At 74.7% G+C, this 17,495-nt stretch carries 15 protein-coding genes; 5 read left to right on the forward strand and 10 right to left on the reverse strand.

What is annotated here, in order from left to right; genetic code table 11:
• Nucleotides 1–31 precede the first annotated feature (31 nt).
• The 3 genes from ACWIX7_RS07090 to ACWIX7_RS07100 form a co-directional block, all read right to left on the reverse strand.
• Nucleotides 32–793, reverse strand: a complete 762-nt coding sequence (locus ACWIX7_RS07090; RefSeq protein ID WP_448620850.1) for a DsbA family protein — start codon at nucleotides 791–793, stop codon at nucleotides 32–34.
• On the reverse strand, nucleotides 783–1,280 hold the full coding sequence (locus tag ACWIX7_RS07095) for a MauE/DoxX family redox-associated membrane protein (RefSeq protein ID WP_448620851.1): 498 nt from the start codon (nucleotides 1,278–1,280) through the stop codon (nucleotides 783–785). Before ACWIX7_RS07095 ends, ACWIX7_RS07090 begins: the two co-directional genes overlap by 11 nt.
• A gap of 204 nt (nucleotides 1,281–1,484) precedes the next feature.
• A complete protein-coding gene (locus ACWIX7_RS07100; protein ID WP_448620852.1) occupies nucleotides 1,485–2,042 on the reverse strand; it encodes a YceI family protein in 558 nt (185 codons plus the stop codon).
• A gap of 89 nt (nucleotides 2,043–2,131) precedes the next feature.
• On the opposite strand from ACWIX7_RS07100, the gene ACWIX7_RS07105 reads away from it, so the two are divergent.
• Entirely contained in the window at nucleotides 2,132–2,635 is a 504-nt protein-coding gene (locus ACWIX7_RS07105; RefSeq protein ID WP_448620853.1) for a MarR family winged helix-turn-helix transcriptional regulator, read from the forward strand.
• A gap of 79 nt (nucleotides 2,636–2,714) precedes the next feature.
• Here ACWIX7_RS07105 and ACWIX7_RS07110 read toward each other — a convergent pair whose 3' ends face one another.
• The 4 genes from ACWIX7_RS07110 to ACWIX7_RS07125 form a co-directional block, all read right to left on the reverse strand.
• Nucleotides 2,715–3,770 carry an alcohol dehydrogenase catalytic domain-containing protein gene (locus tag ACWIX7_RS07110; protein WP_448620854.1) on the reverse strand — a complete coding sequence of 352 codons (1,056 nt, stop codon included), beginning with the start codon at nucleotides 3,768–3,770 and terminating at the stop codon, nucleotides 2,715–2,717.
• Between the two features lie 155 nt (nucleotides 3,771–3,925).
• Nucleotides 3,926–4,816: an enoyl-CoA hydratase-related protein gene (locus tag ACWIX7_RS07115; RefSeq protein ID WP_448620855.1), complete on the reverse strand. Its 891-nt coding sequence runs from the start codon at nucleotides 4,814–4,816 to the stop codon at nucleotides 3,926–3,928.
• Complete coding sequence (locus ACWIX7_RS07120; protein ID WP_448620856.1) at nucleotides 4,813–5,805, reverse strand: acyl-CoA dehydrogenase family protein; 993 nt, start codon at nucleotides 5,803–5,805, stop codon at nucleotides 4,813–4,815. The genes ACWIX7_RS07115 and ACWIX7_RS07120 overlap by 4 nt, the downstream gene beginning before the upstream one ends.
• Nucleotides 5,802–7,049 carry an acyl-CoA dehydrogenase family protein gene (locus ACWIX7_RS07125; protein ID WP_448620857.1) on the reverse strand — a complete coding sequence of 416 codons (1,248 nt, stop codon included), beginning with the start codon at nucleotides 7,047–7,049 and terminating at the stop codon, nucleotides 5,802–5,804. Before ACWIX7_RS07125 ends, ACWIX7_RS07120 begins: the two co-directional genes overlap by 4 nt.
• A 141-nt stretch (nucleotides 7,050–7,190) precedes the next feature.
• Between ACWIX7_RS07125 and ACWIX7_RS07130 the strand changes: the two genes are divergently transcribed.
• Nucleotides 7,191–8,762, forward strand: coding sequence for a long-chain-fatty-acid--CoA ligase (locus ACWIX7_RS07130; protein WP_448620858.1), 1,572 nt, complete (start codon nucleotides 7,191–7,193; stop codon nucleotides 8,760–8,762).
• A 27-nt stretch (nucleotides 8,763–8,789) separates the two neighbouring features.
• On the opposite strand, the gene ACWIX7_RS07135 is transcribed toward ACWIX7_RS07130, so the two are convergent.
• Entirely contained in the window at nucleotides 8,790–9,503 is a 714-nt protein-coding gene (locus tag ACWIX7_RS07135) for a DsbA family oxidoreductase (protein ID WP_448620859.1), read from the reverse strand.
• A 108-nt stretch (nucleotides 9,504–9,611) separates the two neighbouring features.
• On the opposite strand from ACWIX7_RS07135, the gene fxsT reads away from it, so the two are divergent.
• Nucleotides 9,612–12,308 (forward strand): FxSxx-COOH system tetratricopeptide repeat protein, encoded by a 2,697-nt coding sequence (gene fxsT, locus ACWIX7_RS07140; RefSeq protein WP_448620860.1) that lies wholly within the window; start codon nucleotides 9,612–9,614, stop codon nucleotides 12,306–12,308.
• Nucleotides 12,309–12,335: 27 nt separating this feature from the next.
• Here the strand turns inward: fxsT and ACWIX7_RS07145 are convergent, their stop codons facing one another.
• Both ACWIX7_RS07145 and ACWIX7_RS07150 read right to left on the reverse strand, forming a co-directional pair.
• Nucleotides 12,336–13,457: a glycerophosphodiester phosphodiesterase gene (locus ACWIX7_RS07145; RefSeq protein ID WP_448620861.1), complete on the reverse strand. Its 1,122-nt coding sequence runs from the start codon at nucleotides 13,455–13,457 to the stop codon at nucleotides 12,336–12,338.
• A gap of 134 nt (nucleotides 13,458–13,591) precedes the next feature.
• Entirely contained in the window at nucleotides 13,592–14,443 is an 852-nt protein-coding gene (locus tag ACWIX7_RS07150; RefSeq protein ID WP_448620862.1) for a patatin-like phospholipase family protein, read from the reverse strand.
• 82 nt (nucleotides 14,444–14,525) lie between these two features.
• Here ACWIX7_RS07150 and ACWIX7_RS07155 point away from each other — a divergent pair, with 82 nt between their 5' ends.
• Nucleotides 14,526–16,268: a class I adenylate-forming enzyme family protein gene (locus tag ACWIX7_RS07155; protein WP_448620863.1), complete on the forward strand. Its 1,743-nt coding sequence runs from the start codon at nucleotides 14,526–14,528 to the stop codon at nucleotides 16,266–16,268.
• 93 nt (nucleotides 16,269–16,361) lie between these two features.
• Complete coding sequence (locus ACWIX7_RS07160) at nucleotides 16,362–17,414, forward strand: potassium channel family protein (RefSeq protein ID WP_448620864.1); 1,053 nt, start codon at nucleotides 16,362–16,364, stop codon at nucleotides 17,412–17,414.
• The last annotated feature ends 81 nt before the right edge of the window (nucleotides 17,415–17,495 follow it).

The following is a 17,495-nucleotide window of genomic DNA, read 5'->3' on the forward strand; positions in this document are numbered from 1 at the left end:
AGCCGGGACCCGGACGTCCTGCCGGAGGTGCTCAGTCGGCCTGCGCCGCCTCGACTGCGGCACGCAGCCCCGCGGGCGTCCGGTCCTGGAGGGCCGTGCCGTCGACGAGGACCGTCGGGGTACCGGCCACCCCCGCCCGACTGGCCGCGTCGGTGACCTCGCGCGTCCAGTCCTCGTAGGCCAGCCCCGTGATCGCCTCCTCGACGTCGGCACCGCTGGCACCGGCCTCCGCGGCCAGCTCGCCCAGTCGCTCGTCCGTCAGGCCGGGACCACCCTCCGCCGGCTGCTCGGCGAACAGCGCGTCGTGGAACGCGAGGAACGCCTCGGTGCCGGCCGCGTCGGCGACCACGCCCGCGGCGTTGAGCGCCCGGGTGGAGTAGTCGTCGGTGGAGGCGCGGTCGAGGATCGCGATCGGGTGGTAGCGCACCTGCGCCGTCCCGTCGGCGGCGAGCGCGGCGAGGGTGTCACCGGCGGTTGCCTCGAACTGCCGGCAGGCCGGGCAGAGGAAGTCCTCGTAGACGTCCACGGTCACGGGGGCGTCGGCCGGCCCGACCGCGAACGCCGTCCCGCCGTCCACCGTGTTCGCTGGTACGGCGGCGTCGGGAGAGGTCGACGTCCGGGCGCTCTGGACGACGATCACCACGACGACGGCGACCACGACGACGACCGCCGCGACCACCCCGCCGACGACGACCTGCCGGCGGCGGCGCTCCTGGGCCCGGGCGCGTTCCTCTGCGGCGCGCTTCTCGGCGATGCGACGGCGGGCGGCCTCACGCTTGCTCTCAGCGGACACGTCCGGGCTCCTGGTTCGACGGGTCTGGCGCCTCCTGCCGGCCGCCGAGGGCCAGCCGGGAGCGCGGCCACCTGGCCAGCGCCAACGCGACCGCGAGGAGGGCGACGTCGCGGACGACCTCGGCCGGGTAGGCGGTCTCCCCCGCGGCCACCTCACCCCCGCCGCCGAAGCAGCCGCAGTCGATCTGCAGGCCCCGGGCCCAGGCCGAGCCGACCCCGGCGAGGAACACGACGAGCAGGGCGGCCGCGGCGACCGCCGCCGTCCGCACGAAGACGCCGGCCACGAGGGCCAGCCCGACGGCGATCTCCAGGACGGGCAGCCCGAAGGCCACCGGCGCGACCAGCGGCTCGGGCAGCAGGCGGTAGGCGCGCACGGCGCGGACGGCGGCGTCCGGGTCGGGCAGCTTCAGCGCTCCGGCCACCAGGAAGACCCCGCCGAGGACCCAGCGCGCGACCGCGGCGACCCAGGGCACGACAGACCTCTCCACCCAAGGACAGTCGTCCGGGCGGCGCCGGGGGTTCCCGCGGACACGACGAGGGCCCCGGACGACGACGCGTCCGGGGCCCTCGTACCGGCCGAGGGCGGCCCCGTCCAGAGGCTCGCCGCGAGGCCCCGTCCCGGGTCCCGCCCTGAGCTCGCGAAGGGTGGGGAGGACGCGGTCCTTCCACGGCGAGGAGGACGGGGTCCTCTCTCAGGCGGTGCGGAGCACGGCCTCGATCTCGAGCTCGATGCTGATCTTGTCGCCGACGACGACGCCGCCGCCGTCCATCGGCATGTCGATGTCGACGCCGAACTCCTTGCGGGAGATCTCGGTCTTCGCGCTGAAGCCGGCGCGGGTGCCGCCGTAGGCGTCGGGGCCGAAGCCGTTGACCTCGAGGGCCAGCTCGACGGTCTTGGTGATGCCCTTGATGGTCAGGTCGCCGACGACGGTCCAGTCGGCGCCGTCGGTGCGGACCTCGGTCGAACGGAAGGTCATCTCGGTGTGGTTGCCCACGTCGAAGAAGTCGGCGGAGCGGATGTGCGCGTCGCGCTGCTCCTGACGGGTGTCGATCGAGTCCATGTCGATCGAGGCGGTGACGGTGGACTGCGCCGGGTCCTCGGCGGTGACGATCTCGCCGGAGAACTTGGTGAAGTAGCCGCGGACCTTGCTGACCATCATGTGGCGGACGGAGAAGCCGACCGTCGAGTGGCTGGCGTCGATGTCCCAGGTGCCGACGACGTAGCCGGGGATTCGCGTGGCGGTGGTCATGGGTGCCTCCGAGTGGTTGAGCGTTGGACCATCCTGCTTGGTCGAACTGTAGTTGAAGACTCATCCATTCCGCCAGTACCCTCACCGGTATGACCGCCGACGTGTCGCGCGCCCCCCGGGACCCCGGCTCCGACGCCGAGGGGACCCGCTGGCTCGACGCCGAGGAGCAGCAGGCCTGGCGGGCGTGGCTCTACAGCGCCCAGCTGCTGCTCGACCGGCTCGACCGGGAGCTCATGCACGCCACCGGCATCTCGCACGCCTACTACGAGATCCTCGTCGCCCTATCGGAGACCGAGGGCCGGATGATGCGGATGAGCGAGCTCGCCGACCGGTGCCTGTCCTCGCGCAGCCGGCTCTCGCACGCCGTCTCCCGGCTGGAGGAGCGCGGCTGGGTGCGCCGGCAGGTCTGTCCGGACGACGGCCGCGGCCAGCTCGCCGTCCTCACCGACGACGGGTTCGCCGCGCTCGAGGCGGCCGCCCCGGTGCACGTGGAGAGCGTCCGCACCCACCTGTTCGACCAGCTCTCCCCCGAGCAGGTCGCGGCGATGCGGGACCTCGGCGAGACCCTGCTGCGCCACCTCGGCCCACGCTGAGGAGTGGCCGGGGAGGACTGACCTCGCCGGCCACCGGCGCTGCAGCCGGGGCCGCGGTGCCCCCGTCCTCGGACCGAGGTCAGGCCACGGCGACGATGACCCGCTGGGGCTCGCCGATCCTCTCGTGCAGCGTCCGCAGCGCCGTGTCCGCCTCGTCCAGCGGGAACCTGTGCGAGATCGAGCCGCTCAGGTCGAGCCGACCGGAGGCGACCAGCGGGAGCACCCGGCGCAGCGTCGCGATGGTGCCGCCGTAGGAGCCCAGGAGCTGCACCTGCTTCCGGACGAAGAGCGTCGGCGGGAGCACCGTGATCGGATCGGCGCCCAGGCCCACGACGACCGCCCGCCCCCCGGTCCGCAGGCACTCGACGGCCTGCGCGATCGTGTCCTGCCGGCCGACGAACTCGGCGGCCACGTCCACACCGAGCCCGGCGGTGGCTTCCCGCACCGCGTCGACCACCGGATCCCGGGACGCGTCGATCGTGACGTCCGCGCCGCTGCGCGCAGCGCGCTCCAGCTGGGACCGGCGGGTGTCGACCGCGATCAGCGGGAACGCCCCGGCGAGCCGGGCGATCTGCACGGCGTGCAGGCCCAGGCCGCCGACGCCGATCACCGCGATCGACTCCCCGGGCCTCAACCCGGCCACGTCGGCCAGGGCGTGGAAGGGGGTGATGACCGCGTCGGTGCAGACCGCGGCCAGTTCGGGAGGCACCGGCCCCGGAACGGCGCACAGGTTCCTGGCCGGCACGGTGACGTACTCGGCCAGCCCACCGTCGGCGTGGATGCCGAGCACCTGGCGGCTGGCGCAGATCTCGCCGTGACCGGCCAGGCAGGCGCTGCAGGTCCCGTCATAGGTCAGCGGGAACACGCAGACCCGGTCGTCCACGGCCCAGTCGGCGACCTCCGTACCGACCTCGGCCACCGTGCCGGCGATCTCGTGGCCGAGGGTGATCGGGAGGAAGGGTGTCGGGGTGATCCCCTCAATCGCGACGTGGACGTCCGACCCGCACAGCCCGGTGGCCGCGACCCGCACCAGCACCTCGTCCCGGGCCGGGCGCGGCAGCGCGACCTCCCGCACCGCCAGAGGCCTGCCGACGCCCTCGAACCGGGCGGCTCTCATCGTCGCTGCCTGTGTCACGCCGCCTCCCGGCCTCCGAGGCGAGGACCGTAGCGAGGGAGCCCGACACATACGCCCCGGCCTGTGCCCCGGACGGCGGCCCCCGGCTGCCGTCAGCGAGTCCCCACGGTGCGTCGCCGACCACGTCCGGGCAGAGGCCGCTCCGGGCGTCCCGATCAGGAGGGCGCCGTGACGTCGTCGGGCGGGGCCGGCCAGCGGGGCACGCCGGCCACCGCGTCGTCCCCCAACCGGGCGGGGAACCGCGCCGGCCGCCGCTCGAGGAACGACGCCACGCCCTCGGCGGCGTCCGGCCCGGCGCCGAGCTCGACGAGGGCCCGGGACTCGGCGCGGTGGGCGTCCCAGGGCGAGGGCGCCCCGAGCATCGACCACAGCAGCTGACGGGCTGCCCCCACCGCGACCCCCGAGGTGTTGTCGGTGATCTCGCGGGCCAGGCCGAGGGCGGTGGGCAGCAGCTCGTCGTCCGGGACCACCCGGGACACCAGCCGACCGCGCAGCGCCTCGGCGGCGTCGAACACCCGGCCGGTGGCCACCCACTCCATCGCCTGGCTGATGCCGACGACCCGCGGCAGGAACCACGACGACGCGGCCTCCGGCACGATGCCGCGTCGGGCGAAGACGAAGCCGAACCGCGCCGACGCGGCGGCGATCCGGACGTCCATCGGCAGCGTCATCGTGGCGCCGATGCCGACCGCGGGCCCGTTGACCGCGGCGATGACGGGCTTGCGCAGCCGGGCGAACGGCAGGGAGGCGATGCCGCCCCAGTCCCGCGGGACGCCGTCCACCGTGCCGCGCGGCACGGGGTCGGGGCGCCCGCCGCGGTCGCGGAAGGTGCCCTCGCCGCCACCGAGGTCGGCGCCGGCGCAGAAGGCCCGGCCGGCGCCGGTCACGAGCACCACCCGGACGTCGTCGTCGGCGTCGGCGGCCGCGGCGGCTCCGGCGAGCTCCGCGGCCATGACCGGCGTGAAGGCGTTGAGCCGCTCGGGCCGGTGCAGGGTGATCGTGGCGACGCCGTCGGCGACCGCGTAGCGCAGCTCGGTGGGGGTCACCCGAGCGCGCCCGCCACGGCGAGCCGGGCGACGGCGTCCAGGTGCTCGGCGGCGTCGCCGAGGAGCAGCCGGTCGACCTTGGCCCGCCGCCAGTACAGGTGGGCGTCGTGCTCCCAGGTGAAGCCGATGCCGCCGTGCACCTGGACGCACGTCTCGGCGGCCCGCTCGAGCACCTCGGCGGCGTGCGCCTTGGCGGCCGACGCGGCCAGCGGCAGTTCCTCGGGTGCGGCGTCGGCGGCCCAGGCCGCCCACCACACCAGCGAGCGCAGTTGGTCCACACCGACCCACGCGTCGACCAGCATGTGCTTGACCGCCTGGTAGGAGCCGATCCGCCGGCCGAACGCCTCCCGCTGCTGCGCGTAGCCGACGGCCATCTGCACAGCGGCGTCGGCCGCGCCGAGGTCCTCGGCGGCGAGCACGACGGTGGCGACCTGCCGGGCGCGGGTCCACAGCTGCCCCGCGTCCTCGGCGAGCACCCGCCGTGAGGTCAGCCGCACCGAAGCCAGCCCGCGGGTGGCGTCCAGCGGGCGGCCGGGGGTGACGTCGCCCTCGCCGACGACGAGCGCGCCGTCGTCGTCCAGGCCGAGGAAGAGCGTCGCGCCGACCGCGTCGATGGACGGGGACGAGCCGGTGAGCGGGCCGTCGACGACGGCGAACGCCGCGGACCCATCGGCCAGCTGCGCGGCCAGGTCGGGGGCGCCGGCCAGGAGCACCGCGGCGCGCGCGGCGATTCCCAGCGACGGGCCGGCCAGCACGGCCCCGCCCTGCTCGGCGACGACGGCGAGGTCGAGCAGCGACCCGCCCGCACCGCCTGCGGACTCGGGGACGGTGATCCCGAGGAAGCCGATGTCGGCCAGCGCCTTGCGGCCCGGCGCGACGGCGCCGCCCTCGAGCGCGGCGCGGGCGGCGGCCGGCGAGGCCGAGCCGCGGTAGAAGTCACGCGCGCCGGCGGCGGCGTCGCGCTGGTCGGGGCCGAGGTCGAAGTTCACCGCGCACCGCCGGCGGGCCGGCTCGAGAAGGGCCCGGTCGAGAACGGCGAGGCCTTGTCCGAGCGGGGTTCCGGCGGGAGGCCGAGCACCCGTTCGCCGAGGATGTTGCGCAGCACCTGGTCGGTGCCGCCGGCGATGGCCAGGCCGGGCAGGAAGCCCTGGCTGCGCTGCCAGGTCTCGTCGCCGTCGGCCGCGGCGGCGTACACGGCGTCGTCCCCGAGCAGGCGGACCCCGGCGTCGGCGACGAGCTTCGCCGCGGCGGTGCCGGCCAGCTTGCCCGCGCTCGCCTCCGGCCCGGGCACCCCGCCCCGGCTGAGCTCGGTGAACCGGCGGTAGCCGGTGTAGCGGGTCGCGAGGGAGGCGACGACCGCCCGGCCGACGGCCTGCCGGGCGAGCACCTGCCGGTCGGGGTCCAGCTGCGGCAGCCGCTCCCGGGCGTGCGCGACCAGCCTCTCGACCGGGACGCCGAGGTCGCTGCCGGCGCCGCCGATCGCCACCCGCTCGTTCATCAGCGTGGTCAGTGCCACGCGCCAACCCTCGCCGGGCTCCCCCAGCCGCTCGCTGTCGGGGATCCGGACGTCGTCGAAGAACACCTCGTTGAACCCGGCAGAACCGATCATCTGCCGCAGCGGCCGCACGGTCACACCGGGGGCGTGCATGTCGACGACGAACATCGTCAGGCCGGCGTGCTTGGGCTTCTGCGGGTCGGTGCGGGTGAGCAGGATGCCGTGGTCCGCGACGTGCGCCAGCGTCGTCCAGACCTTCTGGCCGTTGACCACCCAGTCGTCGCCGTCCCGGACGGCGGTGGTGCGCAGCGCCGCGAGGTCGGAGCCGGACGCCGGCTCGCTGAACAGCTGGCACCACACGTCGTCGGCCCGCAGCAGGCGGGTGAGGTACCGCTGCCGCTGGTCGTCGCTGCCGTGGGCGATGACGGTCGGCCCGCACATGCCCAGGCCGATGTGGTTGACCAGAGCCGGTACGCGGGCGCGGACCAGTTCCTGCTGCACGATCGCCTGCTGCACCAGCGTGCCGCCCTGTCCGCCGTGCTCGCGGGGCCAGGTGACGCCCACCAGACCGGCCTCGTACAGCACGCGCTGCGTCCGGCGCAGGTCGGCTTCGGCGGTGGCGGCGTCCACCGTCTCCTCCCCCGCGCCGACGTGCAGCAGCTCGGCGGAATGCTCCTCGAGCGCCCGCCGGACGCCGGCCCGGTACTCGGCTTCCTCGGGGGTGTCGTCGAAGTCCACGAGCGGCGCCTCTCTCCGTCCGGCGGGTCGGCCGCAGCGTGACAGCGGTCACCCGCAGTGGTCAACGACGACCGACTGTTGACCACCCCGGTCGCCCCGGCCAGCATGACGCGCGTTCCACCCGTGCGGTCAGGAGGCCCCGTGAGCGCAGACGTCCCCCGGCTGGTGGGCCGCGGCATGACGACCAGCGACCAGCTGGCGCGGTGGGCCCGGCGGACACCCGACGCCGTCGCGCTGCGGTTCGAGGGCGCCGGGCGCAGCTACGCCGAGCTCGACGAGCGGGTGACCCGGCTGGCCCGCGCCCTGGCCGACCGCGGGGTGGGCGCCGGCGACCGCGTCGCCGTCCTCGGGCTCAACGGGCTGGAGGTGTGGGAGGCCCACCTCGCCGGGGTGCGGCTGGGCGCGGTCGTCGTCCCGGTCAACTTCCGGCTCGTCGCGGACGAGGTCGCCTACGTGCTCGGCGACAGCGGCGCGGTGGCCCTCGTCGTCGACACCGCGCTCGCCGAGGTCGCGGCCGAGGCCCGCGAGCAGGCGCCTAGCGTGCGGGCCGTCCTGACAATCGGCGGGAACTACGAGGAGGCGCTGGCCGCCGCGGGCACCGAGCCGCTCGACGTCGAGGTGGACGAGGGCGCCGCCGCCTTCATCATGTACACCTCCGGCACCACCGGCCGCCCCAAGGGCGCCGTGCTGACCCACCGCAACCTGCTCATGCACGTGTTCAGCCAGGTCACGCACCTCGGCGTGGACCCCTCCGACCGGGTGGCGGTGCCGGGAGCGCCGCTGTTCCACATCGCCGGGCTCGCCGGCGGCCTGCCACCGCTGCTGCTCGGCGGCACCCACGTGATCCTGCGCTCGGGCGGCTTCGACCCGGTCGCCACCCTCGACCTCATCGAGCGCGAGCGGGTCACCAACATCTTCCTGGTGCCGGCGATGTGGGCGGCGGTGGTCGCCGTCCCCGACATCGCCTCCCGCGACCTGTCCTCGCTGCGGCGCATCTCGTGGGGTGCGGCGCCCGCGTCGACGACCTTGCTGCGGACGCTGATCGACACGTTCCCGCAGGCCGAGGTGGTCACCGCCTTCGGGCAGACCGAGTGCAGCCCGGTGACCTGCCTCCTCCGCGGCGAGGACTCGGTGCGCAAGATCGGCTCGATCGGGACGCCGATGCTCAACGTCGAGGTCCGCGTGGTGGACGACGCGATGGACGACGTCCCGCAGGGCGAGGTCGGCGAGATCGTCTACCGCAGCCCGATGGTGATGCGGGAGTACTGGGGGAAGCCGGAGGCCACCGCAGAGGCGTTCGCCGGCGGCTGGTTCCACTCCGGCGACCTGGTGCGGCAGGACGAGGACGGCTACCTCTACGTCGTCGACCGCAAGAAGGACATGATCATCACCGGCGGCGAGAACGTGTACTGTGCCGAGGTCGAGGACGTGCTGGCCGGCCACCCGAAGGTCGGTGAGGTCGCGCTGATCGGGGTCCCGGACGCGCGCTACGGGGAGGCGCCGCTGGCCGTCGTCGCCCCGCGGGACCCGGCCGACCCGCCGACGCCGGCCGAGCTGACGGCGTGGTGCCGGGGACGGCTGGCGGGCTACAAGAACCCGCGGGAGTACTCGATCGTGGGCGCGCTGCCGCGCAACCCCAGCGGCAAGGTGCTCAAGACCCGGCTGCGCGAGGAGCACTCGGCCGGCTCGCTGGTCGCCGAACCGGTCGTCTGATGGCCGGCCCCCTGCAGGGGCCGGTGCTCAGCTGGAACAGCCGTCGCGGCCGCAGACCTCGCCGCCGGTGATGACCGGGATGAGCGGCGTCCGCTCGGTCCAGGCCTGCTCGAGCACCTGCAGCAGAGCGTCGGCCGGCTGGGCGCCGTTGACGCCGTACCTGCGGTCGACGACGAAGAACGGGACGCCGCTGATGCCCAGCGCCTGCGCCTCGGCCTCGTCGGCGCGGACCGCGCCGGCGTAGCGCTGGTCCTCCAGCGCCGCCCGCACCTCGTCGGCGTCCAGCCCCGCCTCGGCGGCCAGTCGGACGAGGGTCTCGCGGTCGCCGACCGCCTCCCCCTCGCTGAAGTAGGCGGTCAGCAGCCGCTCCTTGACCGCATCCTGGACCCCGCGCTCGCCGGCCAGGTGAATCACCTGGTGGGCGTCGAAGGTGTTGGCGCGCACCGCCTGGTCGAACCGGAAGTCCAGGCCCTCGGCGGCGGCCTGCTGGGTCATGTGGTCGGTCATCTGCTGCGCGCCGGGCACCGAGGTGCCGTACTTGCGGGCCAGCCGCTCGGCGTAGTCGGTCGGCGAGACGGGGTCGCCCGCCGCGGCCGACGGTGCCCCCGGGTCCAGCTCGAAGGCCCTCCACACCACCTCGACGGCGTCCCGGTGCGGGAAACGCTCGAGCGCGGCCTCGAACCGGCGCTTGCCGATGTGGCACCAGGGACAGACGACATCGGACCAGATCTCCACCTTCACGCCCGGCCCCAACGCCGGCGCAACGCTCGGCTCTTCCCGAGACGGGCGGTCCTCAGGCATGGGACGCCGGATATCGCGTACGGCGGGTGATGGGTGTAGCACTGGCGCGTGAGCGATCGGGGGACCGATTTCTTCATCAGCCACGCCGGCCGGGACACCGGCTGGGCGGAGTGGCTGGCCTGGCAGCTGCAGGAGGCCGGGTACAGCGTCGAGCTGGACGTGTGGGACTGGGTGCCGGGTGAGGACTTCGTGGTCCGCATGCAGGCGGCCCTGGAACGGGCCGACCGGCTGCTGGCGGTGTGCACCGAGGCCTACTTCACGTCGACGTTCGGGGGCGCGGAGTTGCGCGCGGTGTTCGCCCAACAGGCGGCGGGTCGGATCGTGCCGGTGCTCGTCGAGCCGGTCACTCTCCCCTCGCTCTACGCCTCGCTGATCCACGTGGACCTGACCGGCCTGGACGAGGCCACCGCGGCAGCCCGCCTGCGGGCCCGGCTGGCCGGCGGCCGCCCGACGAGCGCGCCGCCGTTCCCGAGAGCCGGGCCGCTGCCGGCGGACAAGCCACGGTTCGCCGGCACCCTGCCGGCGGTGTGGAAGGTGCCGCCGCGCAATCCCCGGTTCACCGGCCGGGACGGCATGCTCGCCGAGCTACGTCGGCGACTGCACTCGGGTGAGCGCACGCTGACGGTCCAGGCCCTGTACGGGCTGGGCGGGGTGGGCAAGACCCAGCTGGCGCTCGAGTACGCCCACCGGTTCGCCGCCGACTACGACCTGGTGTGGTGGATCGACGCCGAACAGCCGGTGCTCATCCCCGACCAGCTCGCCGCGCTGGCCACCCGGCTACATCTGGGTCCCGGGCCGACGGTGGGCGCCACCGTCGACCGGCTGCTCGCAGAGCTGCGCGGCCGCGACCGCTGGTTGCTGGTCTTCGACAACGCCGAACGACCACAGGATGTGGCCGACCACCGGCCCGGTGGCGGCGGGCACGTGCTGATCACCTCCCGCTCCCCCGGATGGGGAGCACTGGGCGGGCGACTTGAGGTCGACGTGCTGGCCCGCGCCGAGACGATCACACTCCTGCGGTCGCGGATCCCCGCCCTGAGCGAGGAGCTGGCCGACAAGCTCGCCGCCGAACTGGGCGACCTGCCGCTCGCTGCGGCGCAGGCCGCCGGCTACCTCGAGCAGACCGACCTGCCCCCCGCCGACTACCTGCGTCGGTTTCGCGCACGCCGGGCGACCCTGCTGGCGCGCGGCGACGTGGTCGGCTATGCCGGGCGGATCGACACCACCTGGGCGCTGTCCCTGGAACGGTTGCCCAGCCAGGACGCGGCCGCCGTACAACTGCTGGAGCTGGCCGCCTTCCTCGCTCCCGAACCCGTCCCTCTGACCCTGTTCACCGACCACCCCGAGCTCCTCGACGAGCCGCTGCGCAGCACCGCCGCCGACCCCGACGCGCTGGCCGACACCGTCGGAGCACTGGTGGGCTATTCGCTGGTCCGCCGCTCCCCCGACGGCTTCCAGGTGCACCGCCTCCTCCAGGCCGTCATCCGCCACCAGCTGCCGCCCGACCGGCGGCAGGCCACCGCCGAGCAGGTGGTGGCGCTGCTGGCCGCCACCACCCCCGGCGACCCCGAGGATCCGACCGGCTGGGCTGCCTACGCCACGCTTGCCCCGCACGTGCTCGCCACCGCCCCGATGGGGGACTCCTCAGCCGCCGGCCGGCAACTGGTCCTGAACACCGTCCGCTATCTGCTGACCCGCGGCGATGTCCACGGCAGCCGGTCCGTGGGCGAGCAGGGGCTCGACCGCTGGCGGGCGGTCCTCGGCGCTGACCATCCCGACGCACTGGCCGGGGCGATCACTCTCACCATCGCCCTGTTCGGGCTGAGCGACGCAGAGGCGGGCCGCGCCCTGGGCGAGGACACCCTGCAGCGCTGCCGCTGGGTGCTCGGCCCGGACCACCCGACCACCCTGGAGGCAGCGACCGCCCTGACGCTCGCCCTGGTCCAGCTGGGCGAGGCGGAGCAGGCCCGCGCCCTGGGCGAGGACACCCTGCAGCGCGCCCGCCGGGTGCTCGGGCCTGATCCCGTCACGACCCTCGCGGTGGCGACCGCCCTCGCCCTCGCGCTGGACCAACTGGGCAGGGCAGAGCCGGCCCGCGCCCTGGGCGAGGACACCCTGCAGCGTGCCCGCCGGGGGCTCGGCCCGGACCACGCCACCACCTTGGCGGCGGCAACCGCCCTCACCTCGGCGCTGGTCCAGCAGGGGAAGGTGGAGCCGGCCCGCGCCCTGGGCCAGGACGCGCTCGAGCGCTGCCGCCGGGTGTTCGGCCCGGATCACGTGCTCACGCTGTGGGCGGCGACCGTCCTGGCCTCGGCGCTGGCCCAGTTCGGTGCAGGAGATCCGGCCCGTGCCCTGGGCGAGGACACCCTGCAGCGCGCCCGCCGGGTGCTCGGCCCGGACCACCTCATCACCCTGTCGGCAGCGGCCGCCCTGACGCTCGCCCTGGTCCAGCTGAGCGAGGGGGATCCGGCCCGCGCCCTGGGCGAGGACACCCTGCAGCGTGGCCGCCGGGTGCTCGGCCCGGACCACGTGATCGTCCTGTGGACGGCCAGCGCGCTGACCCACGCCCTGGTACAGCTCGGCGAGGTGGAGCGGGCTCGCGTTCTGGGCGAGGACACGCTGCAGCGCTGCCGCCGGGTGCTCGCCTCCGAGCACCCGATCGCGCAGTACCTGGTGCAGGCCGTCAGCATCAAGCAGCTCCTCGGTGACGACGCCGCTGCCGACCGCCCGGATCCTCAGCCGTGAACCGGACCTGCTGACGCGCGCCGAGGCTCAGTCGAGGAACAACTCCCGGGAGACGAGACCGGTGTCGGGGTTGTCGGTGAACAGCCCGTCGATGCCGGTCGCCCAGAACTCCAGCTGCTCGTCGATCGCCCGGCCGTAGTCGCCGGGCTCCTCGCCGGGGTCGCGCAGCTCGGCGGGGAGGAAGTCGTTCTCGTTGCGGAAGGTGTACGGGTGCACGAGCAGGTCCGCGGCGTGCGCGTCGGCCACGAAGGACGTCGGTTCGCCGAGGGTGCCGTCGGCTTCCCGGGGGATGACCTGGGCCTTCTCCGGGCCGACGCCGTCGGCGTACTCCCCGATGTCCGCCAGCCCCTCGGCCGTGGACAGGTCGGCGTAGGTGCGCGGGTCACCGGCGGCCACCAGGTCGGCCGGCGCGCCGGTCGCCGACAGCAGCTGCACCAGCGGGACGTCGACCACCCCGTCGAGCTCGCGCAGGTTGGCCGTCTCGAACGACTGCAGGAACACCGGGTCGCCCTCGTCATCGAGCCCGGCCTCGTCGAGGTCGGTGACCAGCGGCTCCTCGAGCGAGAGGTCGATGGAATCGAAGTAGGTCGGGTGCTTGGTCTCGATGTAGACGCCGACCTCGCGGCGCAGCTCGCGGGAGAGCTCCTCGCGCAGCTCGAGCACCTCGTCGAGGGTCGGCACCTGGTAGAGGCCGTCGTAGAGGGTGTTCTCCTCCCGGATGTCGGGCAGCCGCTCCACCGCGCGCAGCGAGCGCAGCTCGGCCAGCGTGAAGTCCTCGGTGAACCAGCCGGTCAGCTCTTCGCCGTCGATGGTCTTGGTGGTGCGCCGGTCGGCGAACTCGGGGCGCTCGGCGACGTCCGTCGTCCCGGAGATCTCGTTCTCGTGGCGGGCGACCAGCACGCCGTCGGCGGTGCTGACGACGTCGGGCTCGACGTAGTCCGCGCCCATCCGGGCGGCCAGCTCGTAGGCGGCCAGCGTGTGCTCGGGCCGGTAGCCCGAGGCGCCGCGGTGGCCGACGACGAGCAGCTCGTCGGCGCCGTCCCCGGTCTCCTGCTGCGGCGGGGCGGCGGTGGCCGGCCCGGCCAGCAGCAGCGGGACGGCGAGGACGGACGCGGCGAGCAGCGCGGTCCGGCAGTGGGCAGGTGACATGGGTTCTCCCCCGGGCTCGGACGGCGACCCTCGCCGCCGGCCCGGACGATCCCAGCCCCATGACGTGGCCGCGACGTGAGCGCTCGCGCGAACACGGGGTGAACCCCGGCCCGGTTCCTCTCGGGGAGCCCGGCTCAGCCCTGCCAGACCTCGGTGACCTCCGCGGCCACGCCGGCGGCCTGCGCACGGCCGGCGCGCGCGGAGCCCGCACGTGCGGCGGGGTCGAGCACGTTGCGGCCGATCGCGCGGCGGCTGGCCTCGTCCGGGGAGACGACGGCGACCCGCGCGACCATCCCGGTGACCTGCGCGTCGACGCTGGCCATCGGCCCGAGTCCGCGCGGGATGGGCGCGAGGACGACGACCCGGTCGTACCCCTCGGCGAGGTCGGCGTTGGCCGCCGAGCGCATGCCGCCGTCGACGTAGCGGCGGCCGTCGATGGTGACCGGCGGGTACACGCCGGGGACGGCGCAGCTGGCCGCCACCGCCTGCAGCAGCGGGACGCCGGAGGTGCGGTCGAGGACGCGGAACTCCCCGCTCTCCGCGTCGACGGCGGTGATGCGCAGATCGCGGTCGGGCCACTCGCGGCTGACCAGGCGCGAGCCGATCACGTCGAGCCGCTCCTGCTCGGTCGGGGTCAGACCGGCCCGCTCGGCGGCCAGCGCCAGCGCGCCGATCCGGCGGCGGAACCCGACGTCGTCCCGGCGGCTGCGCAGCGCCGCCAGGCCGTAGCGGAGCAGCGCGGAGCGGGTCATCCGGGCCGCCTGCTCGCCGGTGGGCGGCTCGAGCTGGCGGGCGAAGAGTGCCTCCAGGTCGGCACCGCTGGTGAGCTGCGCGCCGACCACCGAGCCGGCCGAGGTGCCCACCACGAGGTCGGCGCCGGTGAGGTCGACGCCGGCCTCGGCCAGACCGGTGAGCACGCCGATCTCCCAGGCGATGCCGGTGATGCCCCCGCCGCCGAGGACGAGGGCCCTGTGCTGGTCGCTCATCCCGCCATCCTCACCCACGGTCCGCCCTCGACACGGGTAGTGACGTACGCCACGCTGGGGGCTCCGGAGAGGAAGGACCCGCATGACCGCCACGCAGGACGCACCGACCCCGACGGCGCACAGCTGGCCGCCCGGCCTGCCGCGGTCGCTGGACTACCCTTCGGTCCCGGTCGGCTCGATCCTGCGGGCGGCGGTGCGCCGCTGGGGCGACCGGACGGCGTTCGTCGACCACGACGTCCCGCTCACCTACTCCGAGCTGGGCGCCCGGGCGCACGCCGTCGCCGGCTGGCTGGCCGACCACGGCGTCGGGCGCGGTGACGTCGTCGCGGTGCACATCCCGAACTGTCGCCAGTACCCGGCGGTCTACTACGGGGTGCTGCTGGCCGGGGCGACCTTCTCCCCCACCAACCCGCTGCTGCCGGCCGCCGACCTCGCCGCGCAGCTCACCGACGCCGGCGCGCGCGTGCTGGTCACCTGGGACCAGGTGCTGCCGTTCGTGCGGTCGGCGCTGGCGGCCACGCCCGTGGAGACCGTCGTCGTCACCGGCGAGGCGCACACCCTCGACCTCGGCGCCCGCCTCGAGCTCGAGCCCGGGGACGTCGACCTCGCCGACCTGCTCGCCGGCGACCCCGGCGACCGGCACCTCGACGCCGACGTCGACCCGGCCGCGGACCTGGCGCACCTGGCCTACACCGGCGGCACCACGGGGGTGAGCAAGGGCGTCGAGCTGCCGCACCGCGCCGTCGTCACCAACGTGCTGCAGTCGGCCTGCTGGTCGTCGGGGTCGGTCCCCGAGCTCGACGAGGCCGGCGACGTGACCCTGCGGCAGGTGCTCGGGCGGGACGAGTACCCGACGGCGCTGGGCGAGGGGCGGCTGATCAACCTCACGCCGTGGTTCCACGCCATGGGCGCGATCGGCTACCTCAACGGCATGGTGATGGCCGGGACGACGACGGTGATCCACATGCGCTTCGACCCGGTGCGCTACGTCGAGGACGCCGTCCGGTACGCGGTGACCTCGATCGGCGGGGCGCCGCCGGTGTTCGTGGCGCTGCTGCAGGTGCCGGGCTTCCTGGAGGCCGACTGGTCCGGCGTCCGCGGGGTCTCCTCCGGAGCCGCGCCGTTGCCCGTGACGCTCATCGAGCGGCTGCAGCAGGTGCTGCCCAACGCCGTCATCGGCGAGGGGTACGGGCTCACCGAGGTGACGATGCAGGCCACCGGCAACCCGGTGTACCGGTCGGGCACCCGCAAGCCCGGCACCGTGGGGGTGCCGATCTTCGACACGGAGATCAGCATCCAGCCGCTCGGCGGCGGTGCTCCGCTGCCGCCCGGCGAGCGCGGCGAGGTGTGCATCCGCGGCCCGCAGGTGATGCGCGGCTACGCGCACCGGCCGGCGGCGACCGCCGAGGCGATCGACCGCGACGGCTGGTTCCACACCGGGGACGTCGGCGCCCTCGACGAGGACGGCTACCTGGCGATCGTCGACCGCACCAAGGACATGCTGCTCTACAAGGGCTACAACGTCTTCCCGCGCGAGCTGGAGGAGGTGCTGTTCGGCGTGCCCGGGGTGGCCGGCGCGGCGGTGGTGGGCCGGCCGGACGAGGAGGCCGGGGAGCTGCCGGTGGCCTACGTGGTCCGCAGGGCCGACGAGGCCGGCGCCGCACTGACCGCGGAGTCGGTGATGGCCGCGGTCAACGACAGGGTCACGCCGTACAAGCGGCTGCGCGACGTCGTCTTCATCGACGCGATCCCGGTGTCGGCCGCCGGCAAGGTGCTCAAGCGGGAGCTGGCCGCACGGGAGCGGGCCGCCGTCCCCCGGGACTGAGCCCCGCCGGCCCCGGCTGCCGTACCCGTCCGCTCACCCGGACGGGTACGGCGGTGCAGGCGGGACGGTGGGGGGCTCACTATCGTCCGGCGGGTGGCGAGCGAGATCGAAGCGGGTAGCGAACACACCGGCGTGCAGCTCGCGCACGTCGAGCCCTCGCCGATCCGCCAGGTCGCCCGGAGGATCGTCTTCGCCGTCGTCGTCTTCGTGGTCACGGTGCTGCTGGTCTACCTCGACCGGGAGGGATACCGGGACCTCGAGGACCTCGGTGCGATCACCCTGCTCGACGCCGCCTACTACGCGACGGTGACGCTCTCCACCACCGGGTACGGCGACATCACGCCGGTCACCGAGCAGGCCCGTCTGGTGAACCTGCTCGTCATCACGCCCCTGCGCGTGCTGTTCCTCATCGTCCTCATCGGGACCACCCTCGAGGCGCTCACCACGCGCTCCCGGGAGGAGTTCCGCATCCGCCGCTGGAGGTCCCGCGTGCGCCAGCACGTCATCGTGTGCGGCTACGGCACCAAGGGCCGCAGCGCCATCCGTTCCCTGCAGGCCAGCGGCACCCCGCTGGAGCAGATCGTCGTCGTCGACCCCGAACCCCGGGCGATCGAGGAGGCCAACTCGGTGGGGCTGCACGGGATCGTCGGGGACGCCGGCCGCACCGACGTCCTGCGCCGGGCGCACGTCGAGCGCGCCCGCGCCGTGATCGTCGCCGCCAACCGGGACGACGCGTCGGTGCTGATCACGCTGACCGTGCGGCAGCTGAACCCCAGCGTGCCGATCACGACGTCGGTGCGTGAGGAGGAGAACGCCGCGCTGCTGCGGCAGTCGGGTGCGGACACGGTCATCACGACCTCGGCCACCTCGGGGCGGTTGCTGGGTCTGTCCACGGACGCCCCGCGGGTCGTGGCCACGGTCGAGGACCTCGTCACCGGCGGCCAGGGCCTCGACCTCCAACAGCGCCGGGTCACCGCCGGCGAGGTGGGCCTCGGGCCGCGGCAGCTGCGCGACATCGTGCTGTCGGTGACCCGGGGTGGGCGCACGCTGCGCTTCGACGACCCGCTGATCGGCACGCTGGAGCCCGAGGACGTGCTCGTCGTCGTGCGGTCGCACCCGGCAGGCGGGCAGATCGCCGCGAGCTGACGGCTCGGCGCCGTCGGTCTGCGCCCGCCCGGCCCTCACGCAGCGAGGCCTCGACCCGGGGCTCGGGCCGGGGTCTCGCTG

The organism is Geodermatophilus sp. URMC 65 (assembly GCF_053502545.1).